Here is a 20,942-nt window from a genome sequence, read left to right as displayed (position 1 = left end):
CGATCGTTCACCGGGAGACGCCTCCCACGAGAAGGGCTCCCCGCCGTGTCCGTCCGCCTCCGCCGTGTGATCTGCGGTGTCGCCATCGTTGCCGCCGCCGTCACCACGCTGCTGGCCGCGACGTTGTCGGCGCCCGCCTCCGCGGCCCCGGTGACCGCCCTGCTCGACCCGGCCGCCGTCAAGGCCCTCATCGACGGCCGCGCCGCGCTCGGACTGCCCGCCGAGGTCGCCGACTACGGCGTCGACGAGCAGAGCGGACGTCTCGTCGTCGAGCTCACCGGCTCCCGGACCCCCGCGGTCGACGCGCTGCTCTCCGGCGTCGACCCGAACGTCCTCGACGTCCGTACCGACGCCCCCGCGCCGCGCCACCACGCCGCCGCGGTGAAGGGTGGCGACACGATCATCAGCGGCTCGCGGCGCTGCACCCTCGGCTTCGCGGCGACGGCCCGCGGCCGCACGTGGCTCCTCACCGCCGGCCACTGCACCCGCGGGTCGGGCACCTGGAGCGTCGAGACGGCCGGTGACGTGCTCACCCCCATCGGCTCCCAGGCGCGCACCGCCTCGGCGGGAACCGACGTCGGTGTCGTGCCCGTCACCGGGTCCGGCGTGCAGGTCCGCGGCCTCGTCGGCTCGGTCGCGGTGCGCGGCTCCACCCCGGCCGCCGTCGGGTCGCCGGTCTGCCTCTACGGCTCCACCAGCGGCCGGGTCTGCGGGACCGTCACCGGGCTCGACCGGACGGTGAACTTCGAGGGCACCATCCAGTACGGGATGACGGCGACGTCGATCTGCTCGGCCGAGGGCGACTCCGGCGGCCCGTACATCACCTCGTCGGGCCAGGCGCAGGGCATCCACTCCGGCGGCGGCACCGGCCGCGGCTGCACCAGCTACCTCACCCCGATCGGGCCGGCGCTGAGCGCCTTCGGCCTGCGGTTGCTCACGAGCTGACGAGCGGCCCGTCAGGAACCGCGCACGGCCCGTCGCAGCTTCGGGAGCCGCTCGGCGAGCACCCGTTCCGCGCCGCGGTTCGTCGGCTCGTAGTAGTCACGCCCGACCAGGTCGTCCGGCGGGTACTGCTGGGCCAGCACGCCGTCGGCGACGCCGTGCGGGTAGCGGTAGCCGACCGCGTTGCCGAGCTTCTCCGCGCCCGAGTAGTGCCCGTCGCGCAGGTGCGCCGGCACCGAGCCGACCGCTCCGGCCCGCACGTCGGCCATCGCCGCGTCGATCGCCGCGATGGCGGAGTTCGACTTCGGCGCCGTGGCCAGGTGCAGCGTCGCCTGTGACAGCGCGATCCGTGCCTCCGGCATCCCGACGAGCTGCACCACCTGGGCGGCCGCCGTGGCCGCCAGCAGCGCCGTCGGGTCGGCCAGGCCGATGTCCTCGCTCGCGTGGATCATCAACCGGCGCGCGATGAACCGCGGGTCCTCCCCCGCGACGATCATCCTGGCCAGGTAGTGCAGCGCCGCGTCGGGATCGGAGCCGCGGATCGACTTGATGAAGGCGCTGATCACGTCGTAGTGCTGGTCGCCCGCCCGGTCGTAGCGCACGGCGACCTCAGTGACCGCCCGCTCCACCTCGGCCACGCCGACCGCTGTGCCGCCGTCGGCGCGCACCCCGTCGGCCGCCGCCTCCAGCGCCGTGAGCGCCCGCCGGGCGTCGCCCGCCGCGAGCCGCACCAGCACGTCCTCGCCCTCGTCGGTCAGCTCGACCGAGCCGCCCAGTCCTCGTTCGTCGGCGACCGCGCGGCGCAGCAGGCCCCGCAGCTCGTCGGCCTCCAGCGACCGCAGCTGCAGCACCAGCGACCGCGACAGCAGCGGCGACACCACCGAGAACGACGGGTTCTCCGTGGTGGCGGCCACGAGCAGCACGACCCGGTCCTCGACCGCGCCGAGCAGCGCGTCCTGCTGGGTCTTGGAGAAGCGGTGCACCTCGTCGATGAACAGGACGGTTCCGGTGCCGTCGCGGTCGAGGCGGCGACGGGCGTCCTCGATCACCGCCCGCAGCTCCTTCACCCCGGCCGAGAGCGCCGACAGGGCCACGAACCGCCGCGTCCCGCCCCCGGACCCGGCCATCAGCCGCGCCAACGTGGTCTTGCCCGTGCCGGGCGGGCCGTAGAGCAGCACCGACGCCGCCGACCCGCCGCCGAGCAGCCGCCGCAGCGGAGCGCCGGGACCGAGGAGGTGCCGCTGGCCCACGACCTCGTCGAGCGACCGCGGGCGCATGCGCGCCGCGAGCGGCGCACCCGGGCGGACGTGACCCTCGTCGGGGTCGGTCCCGTCGTCGCCCGGGGGGATGTCGAACAGCCCGTCGGTACTCATCGAGCTCAAGCCTGCCACCGGGCACCGACGGTCCCGCGCCCACCTCGCACCCACGCCGGACCGGCTCGGTCCACCCGATCCGGGTGTGCCACATGCTGGGATCACAGTTCCGGATCGCAGAAACGAGACGACAATCGACGACGGGGTCCGGCCCAACCGGCCACGCCCCACAACTCTCGCAGTGATCGATCCGCGCGGGACATGCGGTCGGGCGCCCACCAGCGCCCGACCCGACCCCCGCCCGGCGCTGCGGTTCCGCCACCGGGCAGCCGTTCCCTGCCCCGGAGGCCCGCATGAGCTCCCTCGCCCCACACCCCTACCCGCTGTCCGCCCGGCTGCGCGACGTCCGCGGCTCCGCGATCCGCGACCTGCTCACCCTCACCGCCCGCGCCGACGTGCTCAGCCTCGCCGGTGGGCTGCCCGCCGCCGACCTGCTCCCGCGCACCCGCATCGCCGACGCCACCGCCCGCGCGCTGGCCGCCCCCGGCGCCGTGCAGTACAGCGAGACCGCGGGCGTCGCCGCCCTGCGCGAGGTCGTCGCCGCGATCGAGTCCGCGCGCACCGGCCGCGACATCGGGACCGGCGACGTCGTCGTCACCAGCGGGTCGCAGCAGGCCCTCGACCTCCTCGCCCGCGTCACCCTCGACCCCGGCGACGACGTCGTCGTCGAGGACCCCGCCTACGTCGGGGCGCTGCAGGTGTTCCAGGCCGCCGGCGCGGTCCTGCACGGCGTGCCCGTCGACACCGACGGCATGGACGTCGACGCCCTCGAACTATTACTCCTGGGTGGGCTGCGGCCACGGCTCGTGCACACCGTCGCGAGCTTCCACAACCCGCGCGGCGTCACCCTGTCGCAGGCGCGCCGCGCCCGGCTGTGCGCGCTCGCCGACCGCTACGGGTTCCTCGTCGTCGAGGACGACCCCTACGGCCTCATCGCCTTCGACGGCCCGCCGCCCGTCCCGATCGCCGCCCACGGCGAGCGCGTCGCCCGCCTCGGCAGCGCCTCCAAGGTCCTCGCGCCCGCACTGCGCGTCGGCTGGCTCGTCGCGCCCCCCGAGGTGAGCGCCGGCGTCGAACGGCTCAAGCAGTCCACCGACCTCTGCGGCTCCGCCCTCACCCAGACCGTCGCCGCCGAACTGCTCGCCGACACCACCTGGTTCGACGAGCACCTGCGCAGCCTGCGCACCGCCTACCGCTCCCGGGCCCGCGCCCTCACCGCCGCACTCGACGACGCCTTCGGCGACGCCGTCACCCGCAGCACCCCCACCGGCGGGATGTTCTGCTGGGTCGAGTTCCGCGACGGCCGCGACACCGGCGCCCTGCTCCCCCGCGCCGTCGACCACGGCGTCGCCTTCGTGCCCGGCGCCGCCTTCGCCGTCGGCACCCCACGGACGTCGGCACTGCGGTGCAGCTTCGCCGGCTACCCCGAACCGGTGCTGCGCGGCGCGGTTCTCCGGCTCGCGGCCGCGGCGACGTAGGGTTGTCGATCGTGCGGGAGATCCTCGAATTGCTGGAACGCGACTCCTCGTTGAGCCACGACACCATCGCCACGATGCTGGGCCTGCCCGTCGAGGAGGTGTCCGCCCGGATCGCGGAGTGGGAGGCCAGCGGCGTCATCCGCCGCTACAAGGCCGTCGTCGACTGGGAGTCCGTCGACGACGCCATCTCGCGGGAGAAGGTCGTCGCCTTCATCGACGTCTCCGTCGCCCCGGCCCGCGGCGTCGGGTTCGACGACGTCGCCCTGCGCATCTCGCGCTTCGACGAGGTCACCAGCGTGCACCTCGTGTCCGGCGGGCACGACCTGCGCTGCACCGTCGTGGGCCGCGACATCCGCGCCGTCAGCGACTTCGTCAGCCAGCGGCTGTCCACCATCGACCGGGTCATGTCGACCGCGACGCACTTCGTCCTCAAGACCCACAAGCGCGACGGCGACGTCTTCGCCGAGCCGGAGCCCGACCACCGGCTCCGCGTCACCCCGTAGGAGCGGACCCCGTGAAGCCCCTCAACGAGGTCATCGCCGCGTGCCCGCCCTCGGGCATCCGGCGGTTCTTCGACATCGCCGCCGAGATGGACGACGTGATCTCCCTCGGCGTCGGCGAACCCGACTTCGTGACGCCGTGGCGCATCCGCGAGGCCGGCATCTACGCCCTCGAGCACGGATACACGACGTACACGTCCAACGCCGGGCTGCCCGCGCTGCGCATGCTGATCTGCTCGGACCTGCAGCAGCGCTACAGCGCCGAGTACGAGTGGGACACCGAGTGCCTCATCACCACCGGTGTGTCCGAGGGCCTCGACCTGGCCCTGCGGGTGCTGCTCAACCCCGGCGACGAGGTGATCGTCCCGGAGCCCTGCTACGTCGCCTACGAGCCGTGCGTCGCCTTCGCCGGCGGCACCACGGTGCGGGTGCCGACGCGCTGGGAGGACCGCTTCACCGTCGACGTCGACGTCGTCGCCGCCGCGATCACCCCACGCACCAAGGCCATCCTGATCGGGTCGCCCGCCAACCCGACCGGCGCCGTGCAGCCCCGCGAGACCCTGCAGGCCCTCGCCCGCCTCGCCGAGAAGCACGACCTGTACCTGATCTCCGACGAGATCTACGACCGGCTCACGTACAACGGCAGCCACACCTGCCTGGGCGCCGTCCCCGAGGCACGCGAGCGCACCGTCGTCCTCGGCGGGTTCTCCAAGGCCCAGGCCATGACGGGCTGGCGCGTCGGCTGGATCTGCGCGCCGCAGGCCGTCGCCGAGCTGTGCGTGCGGGTGCACCAGTACACGATGCTGTGCGCGCCGCACGTCTCCCAGCTCGCCGCGGTCGAAGCGCTGACCTCGGCCGAGACCGACGTCTCGGAGATGGTGGCCGACTACGACCGCCGCCGCCGCGTGTTCGTGAAGGGGCTGCGCGAGATCGGGCTGGAGTGCCCGGAGCCCGACGGCGCGTTCTACGCCTTCCCGAGCATCCGGTCCTCCGGTCTCGACTCCGAGACCTTCGCCGAGCGGCTGCTCAAGGAGCAGGGCGTCGCCGTCGTGCCGGGCAACGTCTTCGGACCGTCCGGCGAGGGGCACGTCCGCTGCTCCTACGCCACCGCGCTCCCCCAGCTGGAGACGGCGGTCGACCGGATGGCGGCGTTCCTGCAGAGCCTGTGACCCGGCAGAGCCTCTGATCCTGCAGAGCCTCCGATCCCGCAGAGCCTCTGACCCTGCGTTGTCGCGCCGGGTCCGACGTCCTGGCGGGCTCGACGATTGCGGGCGCGCGACGGTCGGACCTCCGACTGTCGCGGGGCGGACCGTCCGGGCGCCGACCGTCGGGGGCCGAGCGGAGTTGCACGATCGCAATGCCTCCGACGCCGAACGGCGGGTGTCGTTCACCGTTGCGCAACACCGTTGCGCAACCCTGGACCCATGGACGCCACGAGCAGTCTCGGAACCTGCCCCCGCTGTGCCCGGCCGCGGACCGCCACCGACGCCCGCGGGCTCGCCTGGAGCAGCGAGCACCTCGCCGACGGCACGGTCGTCCACACCTGCGGCGACTGCACCCGCGAGCAGCTCTGGCACATCGAGGCCCTCCTCGCGCCCGAGCCCGCCGCCGCGCCCGCCCCCGCCCGAGCCGCCTGACCTGCCCCCGCCGGGTTCGACGTCGGACTGCTCCCGGCGGCACCCGGGCCAGGCCGGTGTCGAACTCGGCGGGGTGTCAGCCCGCGGCGCGGACCTCCACGGCCTCGGGTCCGGCCGGGAGCTCGTGGACGGGCGCCCCGTGGACCGGCGCCGCTGCGTCCCGCACGCGCGGACCGGCGTCGCGACCGGCGCGCAGGCCGTCGACCAGCCCGGTGAGGATCACGGGACCGAGGCCGCGTCCGCGGCGCACCAGCCACGGCACTCCCTTGACGACGAGCCACGCCACCCGGTGCGCGGCGGTGACCCGCCGACCGCCCGCGCAGGTCAGCGACACGGGCCCGGCGACGTCGTAGGTCCCCGCGACGATGGCCGTGATCGCCGCGGCGAGCGTGCGGTGGCCCAGCTCCGACGGGTGGAGCCGGTCGACCGCCCACGCCGAGGTGTCGTAGCGGCCGGGCAGCTCGCCGAGATCCAGGACCGCCGCGCCTGCCCGCTGGGCTGCTGCGTCGATCGCGGTGTTGAGCGCGGTGATCCGGGCGTGCAGCGCCCGTCGCAGCGGCGCCGGCAGCCGGAACACCCGGGTGTGGTCGTGGTAGCGCATGACGACGACCAACGCACCCGACGCCCGCAGCGCCGAGATCGTCGCGGCGCAGTCGGCCTCGACGGCGACGGGGTCGAAGTCGGCGCGCAGCGTGTCGTTCATGCCGGCGCAGACGACGGCGACGTCGACCAGTGCCGCGCCGGCTGGGGTGAGCGCTGCTGGGGTGAGCGCGGCTGGGGTGCGCGCGGCTGGGGTGAGCGCGGCTGCGTCGCGAGCTGCAGCGTCGATCGCTGCGGGGAGCTGCTCGCGCACCACACAGCCCATCCGGGCGCCGGACCGTGCCCGGTTGTCGAGGACGCACCCCGGGCCGAGCGCGTCGTGGAGCAGCACGGGGAACCCGCGCCACCCTCCGTCGACCGGGTCGCCGATGCCGACGGCCGCCGAGTCGCCGAGGACGACGAGCCGTGCGACGGCGCGCCGCGGCGGGGCCGACGGTCCCGCCGGGCGACCGGGCCGCGGGTTGTGGGGACGGGCGGGCTCCGGGCCACGCGGGCGCCCGGACGCGGTGGGTTCGGCACGCAACGACGGGGCAGACGGTGCGGTCACGCCCTCACGATCGCGCGCGAGCCCTGACCCGCGATGTGCGTGCGGTGACGCGCCGCAGGCGACCGGCCGAACGTCAGGTGCCCCGGCCCCCGCACGGGCCCGGTGGCGCGGCTCAGACCGTGCCGCGGAACGCCGGGTAGAGCGGCAGCGCGGCGGGGGCGTCGGAGAACCTGGCACGCAACGCCGCGGTGATCGACTCGGCGAGCTCCACCGTCGCGCCCAGCCCCTCCGCCTCGGCCGCGGCGGCGCTGAGACGGTGCCAGTAGTCGCACAGTGCGGTGCTGATCCGCGGTGACCGGCCCGTCTCCGGGCCGACCGACGTGTCGCGCTCCCGGATGCGGGGCAGGAACCACCACGTGCAGAGCCACACCCACAGCAGCTGGGCGTCGAGGAGCCGGCGGTCGAGGCGCAGCGGGTCGTCCAGGTCGGGCCAGACGACGGCGATCTCGTCGCGCCAGGCCTCGAGCATCGCCTCGCTCATGCCGTCGGGCATCGCGAAGCTGGCCCGGCAGCCGGGGAACGGGACCCGGAAGTAGGCGGCGTCGAGCGCGACGTCGCGGAAGCAGCCCCATTCGAAATCGACGAACCGGACGCCGCGGCTGGTGACGAGATTGTTGTCGGGGCAGGTGTCGGACGGGCTGAACGCCCGGTATCGGGTGCCACCGAGCAGCCGCGCGGTCTCGTGCGCCTGGGCCTGGGCCGCGGCCGTGGTGGTCACCCCGAGGACCGACTGCAGCAGCTCGGGCACCCCCGCGATGGCGGCGCGGGCCTCGTCGGCGATGGGGTCGCGCCAGGCCTTCTCCCCGAGCCTGCGCAGCAGCGCCCCGAAGTCGTTCTCCCGGCCGGCGGTGGCGGCCTGCATCCGGCCGAGGGCGCGGGCCCAGCCGACGAGATAGCGCCGCGCGGCGGCGGGGTCGGGCCCGAAGAGCTTGTCGGCGAGGGTGGAGCTGCGCCCGAGGTCCTCGAGGACGAGGAGCCGGGCCTGCGGGTCGTGGGCGATGATCACGGGGCTGGGCCGGGAGTCGGCGGGCAGCGCGGTGAACAGCTGGCAGCTGGCGACCTCGAAGTGGAACGGATCGGGCCGGTCGACGTCGGGCTCGGCCACGTAGTGCTTGACCACGACGCTGCGCCGCATCGAGAACGGGTTGCGCGCCACGCGGGCGCGCGCCACCACGGACCGGTCGCTGCCGCCGAGGTCCTCGGGATCGGCGAGCACGACCGACGCGCCGTACCGGCGGGTCAGCAGGCGCTCCGCAGCCGCCAGCGCCGCGAGCACCGGCCTGGGGAAGTCGGCCAGGTCACGAACCATCGTGGTGGACCTTACCCGTCGCGGCCCAGGCCCAACCCACATGTCCGAAGCAGACCGCGAATACCGCGCGGCGGCGCGCGGTCGGCGCACCCCGACATCGTCGGTCGCGCACGTTCCCGGCCGCTCGCGGATCGTCGTCCTGGCGTCCGTCGCGGCACCGGCCTGCTCGCGAACCGGACGTGGCAGTCGTTGCTGCGCAACGGTTCTCACAGCAGGCTCAGCTGCTCCCCGTCGCGCGGCGCAGCCCCGACCCGCCGACGCCCTGCCCCACGGTTGCGGCCGGCGTCCGCGTCCGGGGCGCCGGCCCGGCCGCGCAGCCGCATCGTCGTCACCGGCCGGTCGAGGCCGTGGCGGCGCAGCAGCGGCGTGACCCGCTCCCCCAGCGCCCGGCGGTAGTCGGCGTCGACGTAGGCGCCGCGTCGGTAGAGCCGCGCGTACCGCTCGACCAGACCGGGGTGCTCCCGGGCCAGCCACTGCAGGAACCACTCGCGGGTGCCGGGCCGCAGGTGCAGCGCCAGCACGGTCGCACCGGTGGCACCGGCCGCGGCGATCCGCTCCAGCACTGCGTCGAGCGCCTCGGCCGAGTCGGTGAGCAGGGGCAGCACCGGCGCGACCATGACCCCGCAGGGCAGCCCGGCGTCGGTGATGCGCCGGACGAGGTCGAGCCGGGCCCGCGGTGACGGCGCGCCCGGTTCCAACCGGGAGTGCAGCTCCTCGTCGAGCAGCGCGATCGAGACGCCGAGCCCGACGGGCACGTCGTCGGCCGCGGCGGCGATGTCGGGCAGGTCCCGGGTGAGGACGGTGCCCTTGGTGAGCACCGAGAACGGTGTCCCTGTGTCGGCGAGCGACCGCAGGATGGGGGGCATCAACCGGTAGCGGCCCTCGGCCCGCTGGTAGGGGTCGGTGTTGGTGCCCATCGCGACCGGCTCGCGGCGCCACCGCGGCCTGCGCAGCTCCCGGTCGAGGACGCGGGCGGCGTTGACCTTGACGACGATCTGGCTGTCGAAGTCGGCTCCCGCGTCGAGGTCGAGATAGGTGTGGGTGTTGCGGGCGAAGCAGTTGTGGCTGATCACGCCCTCGGCGACGAAGTCGCCCGTGCCGGTGGTGATGTCGAACATCGGCTGCCGCCGACCCAGCGCACGCACCCCGACCACCTGCGCACCCGCTGCCGCGACCGTCGCACCGGCCATGTCGCGGACCGCGGCCGAGGTCGGGTCGACGCGGCCGACGAGCCGTGCCACGGTGCGTGCGTCGCCCGGCAGGACCGCCTCGACGACCCCGCCGCGGCGGCCGGTGCCCTCGACGCCGCGCGCCGTGGACGAACCGGTGAACCGGAGCCCCACGGCACGGCCGGCGGCGACCAGGTGCTCGACGAGCTCGTGGCCGCGCTGTCCGGCCGCGCGCACCACCAGATCATCGGTGGTGCGGGTGCCCGCGGCATCGAGCACGCCGGCGACGAAGCCGGCGCACCAGTCGAGCCCGGGCCGCAGCGGCCACCCGCTCGGACCGGCCGGGACGTCCGCTCCCGCACGGATGCCCCCACCGGCCGGCAATGGCACGCGCCGCGGCCCGGGCTCTCCGCCCTCGCGGCCGGGTCCGCGGGTCCGGACCCGCGGACCCGCCGCCGGGCGGTTCGGAGCCGGCGACCACACGCCGGGCTCGTTGCGGACCCGGGCCCAGCGCCCGGGACCGGCCGGAGCGGGCCGTCCCGCCGGGACCGGGCGCGTCGATCCGGGTGCCGGCGCACGCCCGGGGCCGGGCACGGCGGGCCCGCAGCGACCGCCGGGGGACGCCGCGGGACCCGTCTCGTCGACCGGCAGCACCGCCCCGCCGGCCCGTGCCGGTGCGCGTGCCGCGGCCGCACCCACGACACCCGCCGCGACCTCGTCAGCAGTACTGTCCGCGGGCCGGCCGGAGATCGCGGCCTCCGGCACGCCGGGCGCGGCGCCGACCGACACCATCCGGTGCAGCCGCGCCAACGTCGCCAGCGGGAGCCGCTCCGACGGGAACATCTCGTCCACGTGCGCCGCAGGGTGCGCCGCATCGGCCCTCGCGACACCGCACAGGTATCCGGCCCGGTAGCCGGGGGTCCACTCGGGCGCGTCCATCGGCGCGCCCGGACCGAGCATCGTCTCCCCCGCACGCAGGTGCGGGCGACGGCCGCTGCGACACCACCCCGGCGCCACGTGCCGCCAGCCGCGTGCGGTGAGGAAGCGGTGCTCGCCGCTGGTGACGAGCCGCGTCCCGTCGCTCAGCTCGACCTCCCACCCCTCCCGGTCGGTCTCCCAGTGCGCGAGGACCTCGGTGCGGACGTAGCGGCGGACGCCGTCGGCCCCCGTCTCCGTGCCGAGCACGGCGTCGCCCACCCCGAGCTCGGCGATGGGACGCGTCCGCCCGTCGGCCAGGAGGACCCGCGTCGCACCGTCGAGGCAGTAGACGCAGGCGTGCGAACAGCCGCGATAGGGGTTGACCGTCCACGAGAAGGGCATCGGGGAGCCGCCCGGGACCCTGTTCAGCATCGACTTCGCCTCCACCTCGTGGAACACCGTGCCGGCGAACTCCGGCGTCCGTACGCTGCGCAGCAACCCGCGCAGCCCTGGCAGCGCCGCATCGCCGCCCACCCCGTCGTCCCCGACCCGCTGTCCGCTCCACCGCACACAACGATTCGAACATGCGTTCGAACACCGCGCAACCCCGAGGTCGCCCCGATCGCCGACCGTGCAGCCTGGTCCGGTGAGCGGCACTACGGCACCCGGCGGCTCTCGCCCGGCCTCGACCCTCGTGGTCGCACAGGTGCAGGCTCGGGGAGCCCACGGTCTCCGAGCGGACGGGCCACGAGTCCGGCGGGGCGACGACCCGCCCCCCGGGGACCGGCCGTCGCACGACGGCCGCCGGAACCCCGCTCGGCGGCGCCGCCCGGCTGCCCGCGGCGGCGACGTGTCGGCGACCGGATCGGGGGGCCTGACCCGCGGTTGGAAGGATGCGGTGATGCCCCCGCCCGAGGACCGACGACGGCGTGCAGCGTCGCCCCCGGGTGCCGGCCCGCGACACCGGGCGCCGGAGCCGGACCCCGGCACGGGCCCCGATCCCGAGACGCCCGTCCTCGGGCTCCCCGCGGTCGAGGACGACGCCGGTCGGGCAGCGCCGCCGCCGCGGCCCGCGACGGGCGCCCCGCCCAAGTCCGCAGGCGCCACCCCATCCGAGTCCGCGAGCGGCGCCCGACCCCGGCCCGCGACCGACACCCCGCCCAAGTCCGCAGGCGCCACCCCCTCCAAGTCCGCGAGCGGCGCCCGACCCCGGCCCGCGACCGACACCCCGCCCAGGTCCGCGACCGGCACGCCGCCCAGGTCCGCGACCGACACCCCGCCCGGGTCCGCGACCGGCACGCCTCGTCGACGCGCCATCCGCACCGACCTCGGGACCGCCGCGCCCGCCGCGGCGTCGACAGACCCCGCCGCGAGCGGGGACGAGAACGGCGCCAGGGACGGGAACGGCTCCAGGGACGGGAACGACACGGACGCGGACGACCGCTCCCGGCCGCGCAGACCCCGAAGGCGCCGCCCCGTGGCCACCCCCGGCAAGACCGGCCACGACGTCGGGCACGACTTCGGGCACGACGTCGGGCACGGCCACGGCCACACCCCGGCCGGCCCCTCGGCACGCCGGGTCCGCGTCCTGATCGCGGCCCTCCTCGTGCCCTGCGCGCTCGCGACGCTGGTCGGCCTGGTCGTGCTGTGGCCGCGCGGCGGCCCGCCGTCGACGGTCGCGCAGCCCAGCTCGCCGGTGGACGCGCAGGTCGTGGCCGCCCAGCGCGCCGACTGCTCCCCCGGCGACGGCACCAACGCCTGCCTCGGGCTGACGGTGCGGATGGAGGACGGGCCCCTGCCGGGCCGTGATCTCGTCCAGATCCTGCCGGTGGAGCCGTCGACGCCGCGGTTCGCGGTGGGCGACGGGATCGTGCTGCAGTGGTCGGGTGCCGATCCTCTCGATCCCGGGTCCTACCAGGTCGTCGACTTCCAGCGTGGCCCGCCGCTGATCTGGCTGGCCGTGCTGTTCGCGGCGGCGGTGCTGGTGCTGGGCCGCCGGCGCGGGCTCGCGGCGCTGGTGGCGCTGGGCATGACGTTCGTGGTGCTGCTGCTGTTCGTGCTGCCGTCGATCGTGTCGGGCCACGACCCGCTGGCGGTGGCGATCGTCGGGTCCTGCCTGGTGATGTTCGTGGTGCTCTACCTGACGCACGGGTTGTCGGCGCGGACGTCGACGGCGGTGCTGGGGACGTTGGCGTCGCTGGCGCTGATCGGGCTGCTGGGCACCGTGTTCGCGGGCGCGGCACGGCTCACGGGCCTCGACGACCAGACGGCGAACCTGATCGCGACGCTCGGCGCGCCCGTCGACGCGCGGGGGCTGCTGCTGGCGGGGTTCGTGATCGGTGCGCTGGGTGTGCTCGACGACGTGACGGTCACGCAGACGAGCGCGGTGTGGGAGCTGCGGGCGGCGAACCCGGACCTGTCGGCGGGTGGGTTGTTCGCGGCGGCGATGCGGATCGGGCGCGATCACGTGTCGTCGGCGGTGAACACGTTGGTGCTGGCCTACGCGGGTGCGTCGCTGCCGTTGATGCTGATCTTCTCGGTGTCGGGCGACGGGCTGGGGCACGTGCTGACGATCGGTGACGTGGCGACGGAGATCGTGCGGACGCTCGTCGGCAGCATCGGGTTGGTGGCATCGGTGCCGATCACGACGGGGCTGGCGGCGCTGGTGGCGAGCCGGGAGCCGCGTCCGGAGCTCGGGAGGCGATGAGCGTCGCCGATCCGTTGCCCTCCTCGTGGGCGAGGGTCACCAGGTCGGGGAACGCCAGCTCCCCGGGAACAGCGCGGAACGGGCCCGGCTCGTCGCCGACCTCCGACAGCACGGTGAGGACCAGCAGCCCACCCGGCGCGAGTGCCGCCGCGAGTGCCGGGTAGAGCCGTGGATCGCGGAACCGCTGGCAGACGACGACGTCGTAGGGGCCGGCGCAGTCGGCGGGTAGCCCGGTGTCGAGGTCGGCGAGCACCCACCGCACGCGTGGTTCCAGCGCCGCCCCTGCGGCGAGGGCGACCGGTGACACGTCGACGGCGTCGACGTCGAACCCCTGCTGCGCGAGCCAGGCCGCGACGGTCCCGCGTCCGCAGGCGACGTCGAGTGCCCGCCCGCCCGCGGGCAGCAGGTGCTCGCGGCCGCGCAGGGCGTCGGGCGGTGCCGGTGCCCCGGCCCCTGCCCCGGCGTGCCGGGCGTCCCAGCGGTCCCGGTCGGCGACGGCCACCGCGCTCAGCCGCGGACGCGACCGGTGACCGCGTCCACGACGGTGTCGAGCGCGACGGACTCCTGGTCGCCGGAGTGGAGGTCCTTGACGCCGATCGTCCCGGCCTCGAGGTCGCGTTCGCCCAGGACCAGCGCGAACCGCGCGCCGGAGCGGTCGGCGGACTTCATCGCGCCCTTGAGTCCGCGGCCCCCGTACGAGACGTCCGCGCGCACGCCCGCGCGGCGCAGCGCCGCGGCGACCACGACGAGCCGGTCGAGCGCCTCGTCGCCCAGCGGGACGCAGAAGACGTCGACGCGCGGTGCGTCGTCGATCGCGATGCCCTCGGCCCGGCAGGCCAGCAGCGTGCGGTCGACGCCGATGCCGAACCCGACACCGGACAGCGCCTGCCCGCCGAGGATCTCCATGAGCCCGTCGTAGCGGCCGCCGCCGCCGATCCCGGACTGGGCACCAAGTCCGTCGTGGACGAACTCGAAGGTCGTCTTCGTGTAGTAGTCGAGGCCGCGGACCATGCGCGGGTTCTCGACGTAGGCGACGCCCAGGTCGTCGAGGTGGCGCTTCACCGCGGCGTGGTGCGCGGCGGAGGTGTCGGAGAGGTGGTCGACGAGCAGCGGGGCGTCGGCGAGCAGCGCCCGGACCTCGGGGCGCTTGTCGTCGAGCACGCGCAGCGGGTTGATCGTGGCGCGGTGGCGGGTGGCGTCGTCGAGCGGCAGGCCGGCGAGGAACTCCTGGAGCCGGTCGCGGTAGGCGGGCCGGCACTCGGCGTCGCCCAGCGACGTCAGCTCCAGGCGGTAGCCGGTGAGCCCGAGGGAGCGGAAGCCCTCGTCGGCGACGGCGATGACCTCGGCGTCGAGCGCCGGGTCGTCGACACCGATGGCCTCGACGCCGACCTGCTGGAGCTGGCGGTAGCGGCCCGCCTGGGGGCGCTCGTAGCGGAAGAACGGGCCGGCGTAGCGCAGCTTGACGGGCAGGCCCTGGCGGTCGAGGCCGTGTTCGATGACGGCGCGGACGACGCCGGCGGTGCCTTCGGGGCGAAGCGTCACCGAGCGGTCGCCGCGGTCGGCGAAGGAGTACATCTCCTTGCTGACGACGTCGGTGGACTCCCCCACGCCGCGGGCGTAGAGGCCGGTGTCCTCGAAGATCGGGAGCTCGATGTGGCCGTAGCCGGCGCGGTCGGCGGCGGCGACGAGCGCGTCGCGGACGCGGACGAACCCGTCGGCGGGCAGGTACTCAGGGATGCCCTTGGGGGCGGCGAACGGCTGGGTCCGTCCGGTCGACGCAGCCCCGGTCGAGGTGGCGGTCACATTCCCCTCCGCGCGGGCGGCTGCTCGCCCAGGTCCTGCAGGAACGGGTTGGTGGCCCGCTCCCGGCCGATGGTGGTCGTCGGGCCGTGGCCGGGCAACACGAATCCGGAGTCGTCGCGCACGAGCAGCTTGTCGCGCACGCTGGCCAGCAGCTGCTGGTGCGACCCGCCCGGGAGGTCGGTGCGGCCGATCGAGCCGGCGAACAGGGTGTCACCGGCGAGGATGACCTCGGTCCCGTCGTCGGACGGGGTGGTGAACACGACCGAGCCCTGTGTGTGGCCGGGCGTGTGGTCGACGCGCAGGGTCAGCCCGGCGAGCTCCAGGTCGGCCCCGTCGGCGAGCAGCTCGACCGAGCGCGGCTCCCGCAGCTCCAGGCGGCCGCCGAAGAACGCCGCCGACTCGGCGGAGATGCCCTTCATCGGGTCGGCGAGCATGTCCCGGTCGTCGGGGTGGATCCAGGCGGGGATGTCGTTGCCGTCGCACACCGGGGCGACGCTGAACGTGTGGTCGAAGTGGCCGTGGGTGAGCAGGACCGCGACGGGGCTCAGCCGATGCTCGGCGAGCAGCTCCTCGAGGGGCTCGACCGCGTCCTGTCCGGGGTCGACGACGATGCACGCCTCCCCCGCCGCGCGGGCGAGCACGTAACAGTTGGTCTGGAAGGACCCGGCCGGGAAGCCTGCAACGAGCACACGGGAAGCCTAGACGCCCGCCCAGGTTCCTCTCAGGCACGGTCGATAGGCTCGCCGCTCCCGGCGGCACCCGCAGCGCGCCGGAGGACCAGGCCAGGAGGACGTACCGCGGTGGCGACGAACCAGATGCGACGCGAGGCTGCCAAGCGCAAGCTCGCCAGCCAGCAGAAGCGCCGGGCCGAGCAGGCACGGCGCCGCAAGCAGGTCGCCACGATCACGACGGCGGTCGTCGTGGTGGTGGTCGTGGTCGGCGTCGTGCTGCTCACGACGATCGGCTCGGGCGGCGGGACGGACACCTCGTCGTCGACGGACCCCGGCAGCAGCGCGGCCGCCGCGGGCGTCACCCCGGACGCGATCCCGACGGCCACGGTCCCGCTGCCGACGCGCCCGGACCCGTTCCCGGCGACGGTGTCGTGCGACTACACGGCCTCGGGTTCGGCGTCGAAGCCGGTGAACCCGCCGCCGGGTGCCGACGTCAGCGCCCGCGGCACCGTCCCGGTGACCCTGCAGACGAGCGCGGGCGCGATCCCGATGACGTTGTCGCGCGACCTGGCGCCGTGCGCGGTGAACAGCTTCGTGAGCCTCGCCCAGCAGGGGTACTTCGACGGGTCGAGCTGCCACCGGCTCACCACGTCCGCGGGCCTGCAGGTGCTGCAGTGCGGCGACCCGACCGGCTCGGGCAGCGGCGGCCCCGGCTACCAGTTCGCCGACGAGGTGTTCCCGCAGCTCACCTACGGTCGCGGCCTGCTCGCCATGGCCAACGGCGGCCCGGACACCAACGGCAGCCAGTTCTTCATGATCTACGGCGACGCGGAGCTCCCGCCGAGCTACACCGTCTTCGGCGAGATCGCGCCCGAGGGCCTGCAGGTCGTCGACACGGTCGCGAAGGCCGGCAGCGACGGCTCGATGGAGCCCAGCCCGGGCGGCGGCAAGCCCATCACCCCGGTGACGATCGAGAAGGCCACCGCCGGCTGACGACGCGAGCCCGACGGCCCGGCCCCCGCGCTCCCCGAGTGCGGGGGCCGCGCCGTGCCGGCACCCACCGCGGCCGCGGGCGGGGTCAGCTCGCCGACGTCACACGGTAGACGTCGTAGACACCCTCGACGTTGCGGACCGTACGCAACAGGTGCCCGAGGTGCTTCGGGTCGCCCATCTCGAAGCTGAACCGCGACACCGCCACCCGGTCCCGCGACGTCGTCACCGACGCCGACAGGATGTTGACGCGCTCGTCGGCCAGCACCTTCGTGACGTCGGAGAGCAGGCGGTGCCGGTCGAGCGCCTCGACCTGGATCGCGACGAGGAACACCGACCCCGGCGACACCGCCCAGGCCACGTCGAGCAGCCGTTCGGAGCGGGCCTGCAGGTCGAGCGCGTTGGTGCAGTCGGTGCGGTGCACACTGATGCCGCCGCCGCGCGTCACGAAGCCGAGGATGTCGTCGCCGGGCACGGGCGTGCAGCAGCGGGCGAGCTTGGTGTACATGTCGCCGGCGGAGCTGCCGTCGGGGTTGACGACCATGACGCCCGCGTCACCGGTGGGCCTGCGCTGGCGGACCGTCGACGGGGTGGAGCGCTCGGCGAGCTCCTCCTCCGCGTCCTCCATGCCGCCGAGCAGGGCGACGAGACGCTGCACGACGTGCCGGGCGCTGGCGTGGCCCTCCCCGACCGCGGCGTAGAGCCCGGACAGGTCGGGGAAGTGCAGCTCCCGCGCCAGCGCGGCCATCGAGTCGGGCGAGGCGAGGCGCTGCAGCGGCATCCCGGTGCGGCGCGCCTCACGGGTGATCGCGTCCTTGCCGGCCTCGATCGCCTCTTCGCGCCGTTCCTTGGCGAACCACTGCTTGATCTTGGTCTTGGCCCGGGGCGACGCGGCGAACTGCAGCCAGTCCCGGCTGGGACCGGCACCCTCGGCCTTGGAGGTGAAGATCTCGACGACGTCGCCGGACTCCAGGGTCCGTTCGAGCGCGACGAGGCGGCCGTTGACCCGCGATCCGATGCAGCGGTTGCCCACCTCGGTGTGCACGGCGTAGGCGAGGTCGACCGGCGTCGAACCGGTGGGCAGCGTGACGACGTCGCCCTTCGGGGTGAAGACGAAGATCTCCTGCGACGCCAGGTCGAAACGCAGCGACTCCAGGAAGTCGCCGGGATCGGCGGCCTCACGCTGCCAGTCGAGCAGCTGGCGCATCCACGACATCTCGTCGATCTCGACGGTGCCCTGGGCGTTGGAGCCCTTGGTCTCCTTGTAGCGCCAGTGCGCGGCGATGCCGTACTCGGCGGTGCGGTGCATCTCGCGGGTGCGGATCTGGACCTCGAGCGGCTTGCCGTCGGGACCGATCACGGTGGTGTGCAACGACTGGTAGACACCGAACCGGGGCTGGGCGATGTAGTCCTTGAACCGGCCCGGCATCGGCTGCCACAGGGCGTGGACCATGCCCATGGCGGCGTAGCAGTCGCGGACCTCGTCGACGAGCACCCGGACCCCGACGAGGTCGTGGATGTCGTCGAAGTCGCGGCCCTTGACGATCATCTTGCGGTAGATCGAGTAGTAATGCTTGGGCCGGCCTTCGACGGTCGCGGCGATCCGCGCGCCCTCGAGCTGCTGCATGACCTCGTCGATGACCTGCTTGAGGTAGGTGTCGCGCGACGGCGCCCGGGTGGCGACGAGCCGCACGATCTCCTCGTACTTCTTGGGGTGCAGGATCGCGAACGACAGGTCCTCGAGCTCCCACTTGACCGTGGCCATGCCGAGGCGGTGCGCCAGCGGCGCCATCACCTCGAGGGTCTCGCGGGCCTTCTTGGCCTGCTTCTCCGGCGGCAGGAACCGCATGGTGCGCATGTTGTGCAGCCGGTCGGACAGCTTGATGACCAGCACGCGCGGGTCCCGGGCCATGGCGACGACCATCTTGCGGATCGTCTCGGCCTCGGCGGCCGAGCCGAACTCGACCTTGTCCAGCTTGGTGACACCGTCGACGAGGTGCGCGACCTCGTCACCGAAGTCGGTGGACAACCGCTCGAGGGAGTAGTCGGTGTCCTCGACGGTGTCGTGGAGCAACGCGGCCACCAGTGTCGTGGTGTCCATGCCCAGCTCGGCCAGGATCGTGGCGACGGCGAGCGGATGCGTGATGTACGGGTCGCCCGACTTGCGCTTCTGGTGGGCGTGTTTGGCCTCGGCGACGTCGTAGGCGCTCTGCAGCAGCCCCAGGTCGGCGTTGGGGTGCATGGTGCGGTGCACCGTGGCCAGCGGCTCGAGGACCGGTTTGACGATCGCGACGCGCTGCGGGGTCATCCGGCGGGCGATGCGGGCGCGGACGCGACGCGTCGCCGATGGCTTCGTCACCGCCGCGCCGGGGCCCTCGGGACCGGGGACCGGCGGTGCGGCCGGCTGCAGATCCGTCATGCGCGCTCCACCTCGAGAAGGATAACCCCCGCGTCCGGGCCGGGCCTCAGTACGTCAGGAGAGCGTGGACCTCGGTGTCGGCCAACGCGGCACGGCCGCCGAGGGCGGCCAGCTCGACGAGCGTCCCGAACCCGGTGACGGTCGCCCCGACGTCGGCGAGCAGCGCGCACGTCGCAGCGGCGGTCCCGCCGGTGGCGAGCACGTCGTCGACGACGAACACCCGCGTCCCGGGGGCGACGACGCCGTCGGGGAGCTCGAGGGTGGCCTCGCCGTACTCGAGGGCGTAGCTGCGGCTCGCGGCGACCCGCGGCAGCTTGCCCGCCTTGCGTACCGGGACGACGCCGACGCCCGCGACGACCGCGGCGGCGGACCCGATGAGGAACCCGCGTGCCTCGACGCCCGCGACCAGGTCGGCGTCCCCGACCAGGGCCGCGAGCTCGGTGGCGACGACGGTGAGTGCCTCGGCGTCGGCCAGTACCGGTGTGATGTCGCGGAACAGCACCCCGGGCTCGGGGAAGTCGGGGACGTCACGGACCAGCTCCGCCAGCCGGGTGAGCCGCTGCGCGGTCTCCTCGTCGTGGCCGGCCCCGACGGGCTGCGCCGTCATCGTCTGCGCTTCCCGGAGGGCTGCCCGGTGGGCCGGCCCGACTTGCCCGTCGGCCGCCCGCCGCCCTGGGGGCGACGCTGCGCGCGGGCGGGGGTGCCCGCGGCGGCCGCGACCGCCCGTTCGCGGCGCAGCGCCCGCGCGACCGACTCCTCGTCGCCTGCATCGAGCGCGTCGTCGTCGACGGTGCCGTCGGCGGTGCCCGCCTTGGCCGCGCGCGCCCGGCGTGCCGTCACACGCTCGGCCTGCTTGCGGAACCGCGGGTCGCGCATCTTGAGGTCGACCAGCAGCGGCGTGGCCAGCATCAGCGACGACAGCGCACCGGCGATGATGCCGATGAGCTGGACCAGGGCCAGGTCGGCGAGGGTGCCGACGCCCAGCAGCCCGACGCCGACGACCATCAGGCCCAGGACGGGCAGCACTGCGATCAGCGAGGTGTTGATGGAGCGCATCAACGTCTGGTTGAGCGCCAGGTTGGCCGCCTCACCGTAGGTGCGCCGGGTGAGCCCCAGCAGTCCGCGGACGTTCTCGCGCACCTTGTCGAACACGACGACCGTGTCGTACAGGGAGAACCCGAGGATCGTGAGCAGGCCGATCACCGTGGCCGGGGTGACCTCGAAGCCGATGATCGAGTAGATGCCCGCCGTGACGACGACGTCGTGCAGCAGCGCGACGAGCGCCGCCACGGCCATCGCACGTTCGAAGTAGAACGCGAGGAACACCGTCACCAGCACCAGGAACACCGCGAGCGCGATGATCGCCTGCCGGGTGATCTGCCCGCCCCAGATACCGCTGACCGCACTGTCGCTGATGGCCTGCGGCGACTGTGTGCCATCGGGGCCCAGCGGCTGGAACGCTTGGAACAGGGCGTCCTTGAGCGCGAGCGTCTGGGCCTGGTCGATCGGCTCGGACCGCAGCTGGATCGTGGCCGACGCGCCGGACCCGGCGGTCTGCACCGACGCCGGCTCCTGCCCGATGCTGCGCTCGTAGACGTCGGAGACCTGCTGGGTGGAGATCGGGCCGGCCGCCCCGGTGGCCGAGAACTGGATCTTCGTGCCGCCGGTGAAGTCGATGCCGAGGTTGAAGCCGCGCAGCACGATCGACAGCAGGCAGATCACCACGAGCGCGCCGAACGTGATGTACCAGATCTTGCGCTTGCCGACGATGTCGAACGCGCCGGTGCCGGTGTAGAGCCGGGTCAGGACGCTGGCACGGGTCTTCCCGCCGGTCGCGCTCGGCGTGCGCGTGCCCTGACCGTTGTTCTGCGGAGCCATC

Annotated in this window: 17 protein-coding genes; 7 read left to right on the top strand and 10 right to left on the bottom strand. The window is 74.4% G+C overall.

Going from position 1 to position 20,942, the window contains the following annotated elements; translation table 11 throughout:
• The first annotated feature begins 45 nt into the window (after positions 1–45).
• Positions 46–945 carry a S1 family peptidase gene (locus PSU4_RS14840; RefSeq protein WP_147108202.1) on the top strand — a complete coding sequence of 300 codons (900 nt, stop codon included), beginning with the start codon at positions 46–48 and terminating at the stop codon, positions 943–945.
• 11 nt (positions 946–956) lie between these two features.
• Here PSU4_RS14840 and PSU4_RS14835 read toward each other — a convergent pair whose 3' ends face one another.
• Entirely contained in the window at positions 957–2,315 is a 1,359-nt protein-coding gene (locus tag PSU4_RS14835; protein ID WP_147108198.1) for a replication-associated recombination protein A, read from the bottom strand.
• Between the two features lie 293 nt (positions 2,316–2,608).
• Here PSU4_RS14835 and PSU4_RS14830 point away from each other — a divergent pair, with 293 nt between their 5' ends.
• The 4 genes from PSU4_RS14830 (at position 2,609) to PSU4_RS14815 (ending at position 5,930) form a co-directional block, all read left to right on the top strand.
• Positions 2,609–3,793 carry an aminotransferase-like domain-containing protein gene (locus PSU4_RS14830; protein ID WP_147108195.1) on the top strand — a complete coding sequence of 395 codons (1,185 nt, stop codon included), beginning with the start codon at positions 2,609–2,611 and terminating at the stop codon, positions 3,791–3,793.
• 11 nt (positions 3,794–3,804) lie between these two features.
• Positions 3,805–4,296, top strand: coding sequence for an Lrp/AsnC family transcriptional regulator (locus PSU4_RS14825; RefSeq protein ID WP_147108192.1), 492 nt, complete (start codon positions 3,805–3,807; stop codon positions 4,294–4,296).
• 11 nt (positions 4,297–4,307) lie between these two features.
• Complete coding sequence (locus PSU4_RS14820) at positions 4,308–5,462, top strand: aminotransferase class I/II-fold pyridoxal phosphate-dependent enzyme (RefSeq protein ID WP_147108189.1); 1,155 nt, start codon at positions 4,308–4,310, stop codon at positions 5,460–5,462.
• Between the two features lie 255 nt (positions 5,463–5,717).
• The gene (locus tag PSU4_RS14815; RefSeq protein ID WP_147108186.1) at positions 5,718–5,930 is read left to right on the top strand and encodes a hypothetical protein; all 213 of its coding nucleotides are present in this window, start codon (positions 5,718–5,720) and stop codon (positions 5,928–5,930) included.
• A gap of 76 nt (positions 5,931–6,006) precedes the next feature.
• On the opposite strand, the gene PSU4_RS14810 is transcribed toward PSU4_RS14815, so the two are convergent.
• From PSU4_RS14810 to PSU4_RS31290, 3 genes are all read right to left on the bottom strand, one after another.
• On the bottom strand, positions 6,007–7,077 hold the full coding sequence (locus PSU4_RS14810) for an SGNH/GDSL hydrolase family protein (protein WP_186816953.1): 1,071 nt from the start codon (positions 7,075–7,077) through the stop codon (positions 6,007–6,009).
• Positions 7,078–7,189: 112 nt separating this feature from the next.
• A complete protein-coding gene (locus tag PSU4_RS14805; protein ID WP_147108180.1) occupies positions 7,190–8,386 on the bottom strand; it encodes a hypothetical protein in 1,197 nt (398 codons plus the stop codon).
• A 206-nt stretch (positions 8,387–8,592) separates the two neighbouring features.
• Positions 8,593–11,043, bottom strand: a complete 2,451-nt coding sequence (locus tag PSU4_RS31290) for an intein-containing Rv2578c family radical SAM protein (protein ID WP_186816952.1) — start codon at positions 11,041–11,043, stop codon at positions 8,593–8,595.
• A 907-nt stretch (positions 11,044–11,950) separates the two neighbouring features.
• Here PSU4_RS31290 and PSU4_RS14795 point away from each other — a divergent pair.
• Complete coding sequence (locus PSU4_RS14795) at positions 11,951–13,180, top strand: YibE/F family protein (RefSeq protein WP_147108177.1); 1,230 nt, start codon at positions 11,951–11,953, stop codon at positions 13,178–13,180.
• Here the strand turns inward: PSU4_RS14795 and PSU4_RS14790 are convergent.
• Genes PSU4_RS14790 through PSU4_RS14780 form a run of 3 tightly spaced genes read right to left on the bottom strand, consistent with a single transcriptional unit; the run spans position 13,116 to position 15,672 of the window.
• Positions 13,116–13,682, bottom strand: coding sequence for a class I SAM-dependent methyltransferase (locus PSU4_RS14790; protein ID WP_147108174.1), 567 nt, complete (start codon positions 13,680–13,682; stop codon positions 13,116–13,118). The genes PSU4_RS14795 and PSU4_RS14790 overlap by 65 nt on opposite strands.
• 5 nt (positions 13,683–13,687) lie before the next feature.
• The gene (gene hisS / locus PSU4_RS14785; protein ID WP_147108171.1) at positions 13,688–14,983 is read right to left on the bottom strand and encodes a histidine--tRNA ligase; all 1,296 of its coding nucleotides are present in this window, start codon (positions 14,981–14,983) and stop codon (positions 13,688–13,690) included.
• Positions 14,980–15,672 carry an MBL fold metallo-hydrolase gene (locus tag PSU4_RS14780; protein WP_147108168.1) on the bottom strand — a complete coding sequence of 231 codons (693 nt, stop codon included), beginning with the start codon at positions 15,670–15,672 and terminating at the stop codon, positions 14,980–14,982. Before PSU4_RS14780 ends, hisS begins: the two co-directional genes overlap by 4 nt.
• Before the next feature lie 111 nt (positions 15,673–15,783).
• Between PSU4_RS14780 and PSU4_RS14775 the strand changes: the two genes are divergently transcribed.
• Positions 15,784–16,647 carry a peptidylprolyl isomerase gene (locus PSU4_RS14775; protein WP_147108165.1) on the top strand — a complete coding sequence of 288 codons (864 nt, stop codon included), beginning with the start codon at positions 15,784–15,786 and terminating at the stop codon, positions 16,645–16,647.
• A gap of 85 nt (positions 16,648–16,732) precedes the next feature.
• Here PSU4_RS14775 and PSU4_RS14770 read toward each other — a convergent pair whose 3' ends face one another.
• Genes PSU4_RS14770 through secF form a run of 3 tightly spaced genes read right to left on the bottom strand, consistent with a single transcriptional unit; the run spans position 16,733 to position 20,941 of the window.
• Positions 16,733–19,063 carry a RelA/SpoT family protein gene (locus tag PSU4_RS14770; protein ID WP_246115123.1) on the bottom strand — a complete coding sequence of 777 codons (2,331 nt, stop codon included), beginning with the start codon at positions 19,061–19,063 and terminating at the stop codon, positions 16,733–16,735.
• A 46-nt stretch (positions 19,064–19,109) separates the two neighbouring features.
• Positions 19,110–19,670 carry an adenine phosphoribosyltransferase gene (locus tag PSU4_RS14765; protein WP_147108162.1) on the bottom strand — a complete coding sequence of 187 codons (561 nt, stop codon included), beginning with the start codon at positions 19,668–19,670 and terminating at the stop codon, positions 19,110–19,112.
• On the bottom strand, positions 19,667–20,941 hold the full coding sequence (secF, locus tag PSU4_RS14760; RefSeq protein ID WP_147108159.1) for a protein translocase subunit SecF: 1,275 nt from the start codon (positions 20,939–20,941) through the stop codon (positions 19,667–19,669). Before secF ends, PSU4_RS14765 begins: the two co-directional genes overlap by 4 nt.
• Position 20,942: the final 1 nt, after the last annotated feature.

The organism is Pseudonocardia sulfidoxydans NBRC 16205 (assembly GCF_007989085.1).
Classification (GTDB): Bacteria; Actinomycetota; Actinomycetes; order Mycobacteriales; family Pseudonocardiaceae; genus Pseudonocardia; species Pseudonocardia sulfidoxydans.
The sequence above is the reverse complement of the archived record's forward strand: the minus strand, read 5'-3'. Positions and strand labels throughout refer to the sequence as shown.

Excerpts from the sequence above, each read along its gene's own strand:
- PSU4_RS14835 (WP_147108198.1), bottom strand. The coding sequence starts at position 2,315 with ATGAGTACCGACGGGCTGTTCGACATCCCCCCGGGCGACGACGGGACC.
- PSU4_RS14830 (WP_147108195.1), top strand. The coding sequence starts at position 2,609 with ATGAGCTCCCTCGCCCCACACCCCTACCCGCTGTCCGCCCGGCTGCGC.
- PSU4_RS14815 (WP_147108186.1), top strand. The coding sequence starts at position 5,718 with ATGGACGCCACGAGCAGTCTCGGAACCTGCCCCCGCTGTGCCCGGCCG.
- PSU4_RS14805 (WP_147108180.1), bottom strand. The coding sequence starts at position 8,386 with ATGGTTCGTGACCTGGCCGACTTCCCCAGGCCGGTGCTCGCGGCGCTG.
- PSU4_RS14770 (WP_246115123.1), bottom strand. The coding sequence starts at position 19,063 with ATGACGGATCTGCAGCCGGCCGCACCGCCGGTCCCCGGTCCCGAGGGC.
- PSU4_RS14765 (WP_147108162.1), bottom strand. The coding sequence starts at position 19,670 with ATGACGGCGCAGCCCGTCGGGGCCGGCCACGACGAGGAGACCGCGCAG.
- secF (WP_147108159.1), bottom strand. The coding sequence starts at position 20,941 with ATGGCTCCGCAGAACAACGGTCAGGGCACGCGCACGCCGAGCGCGACC.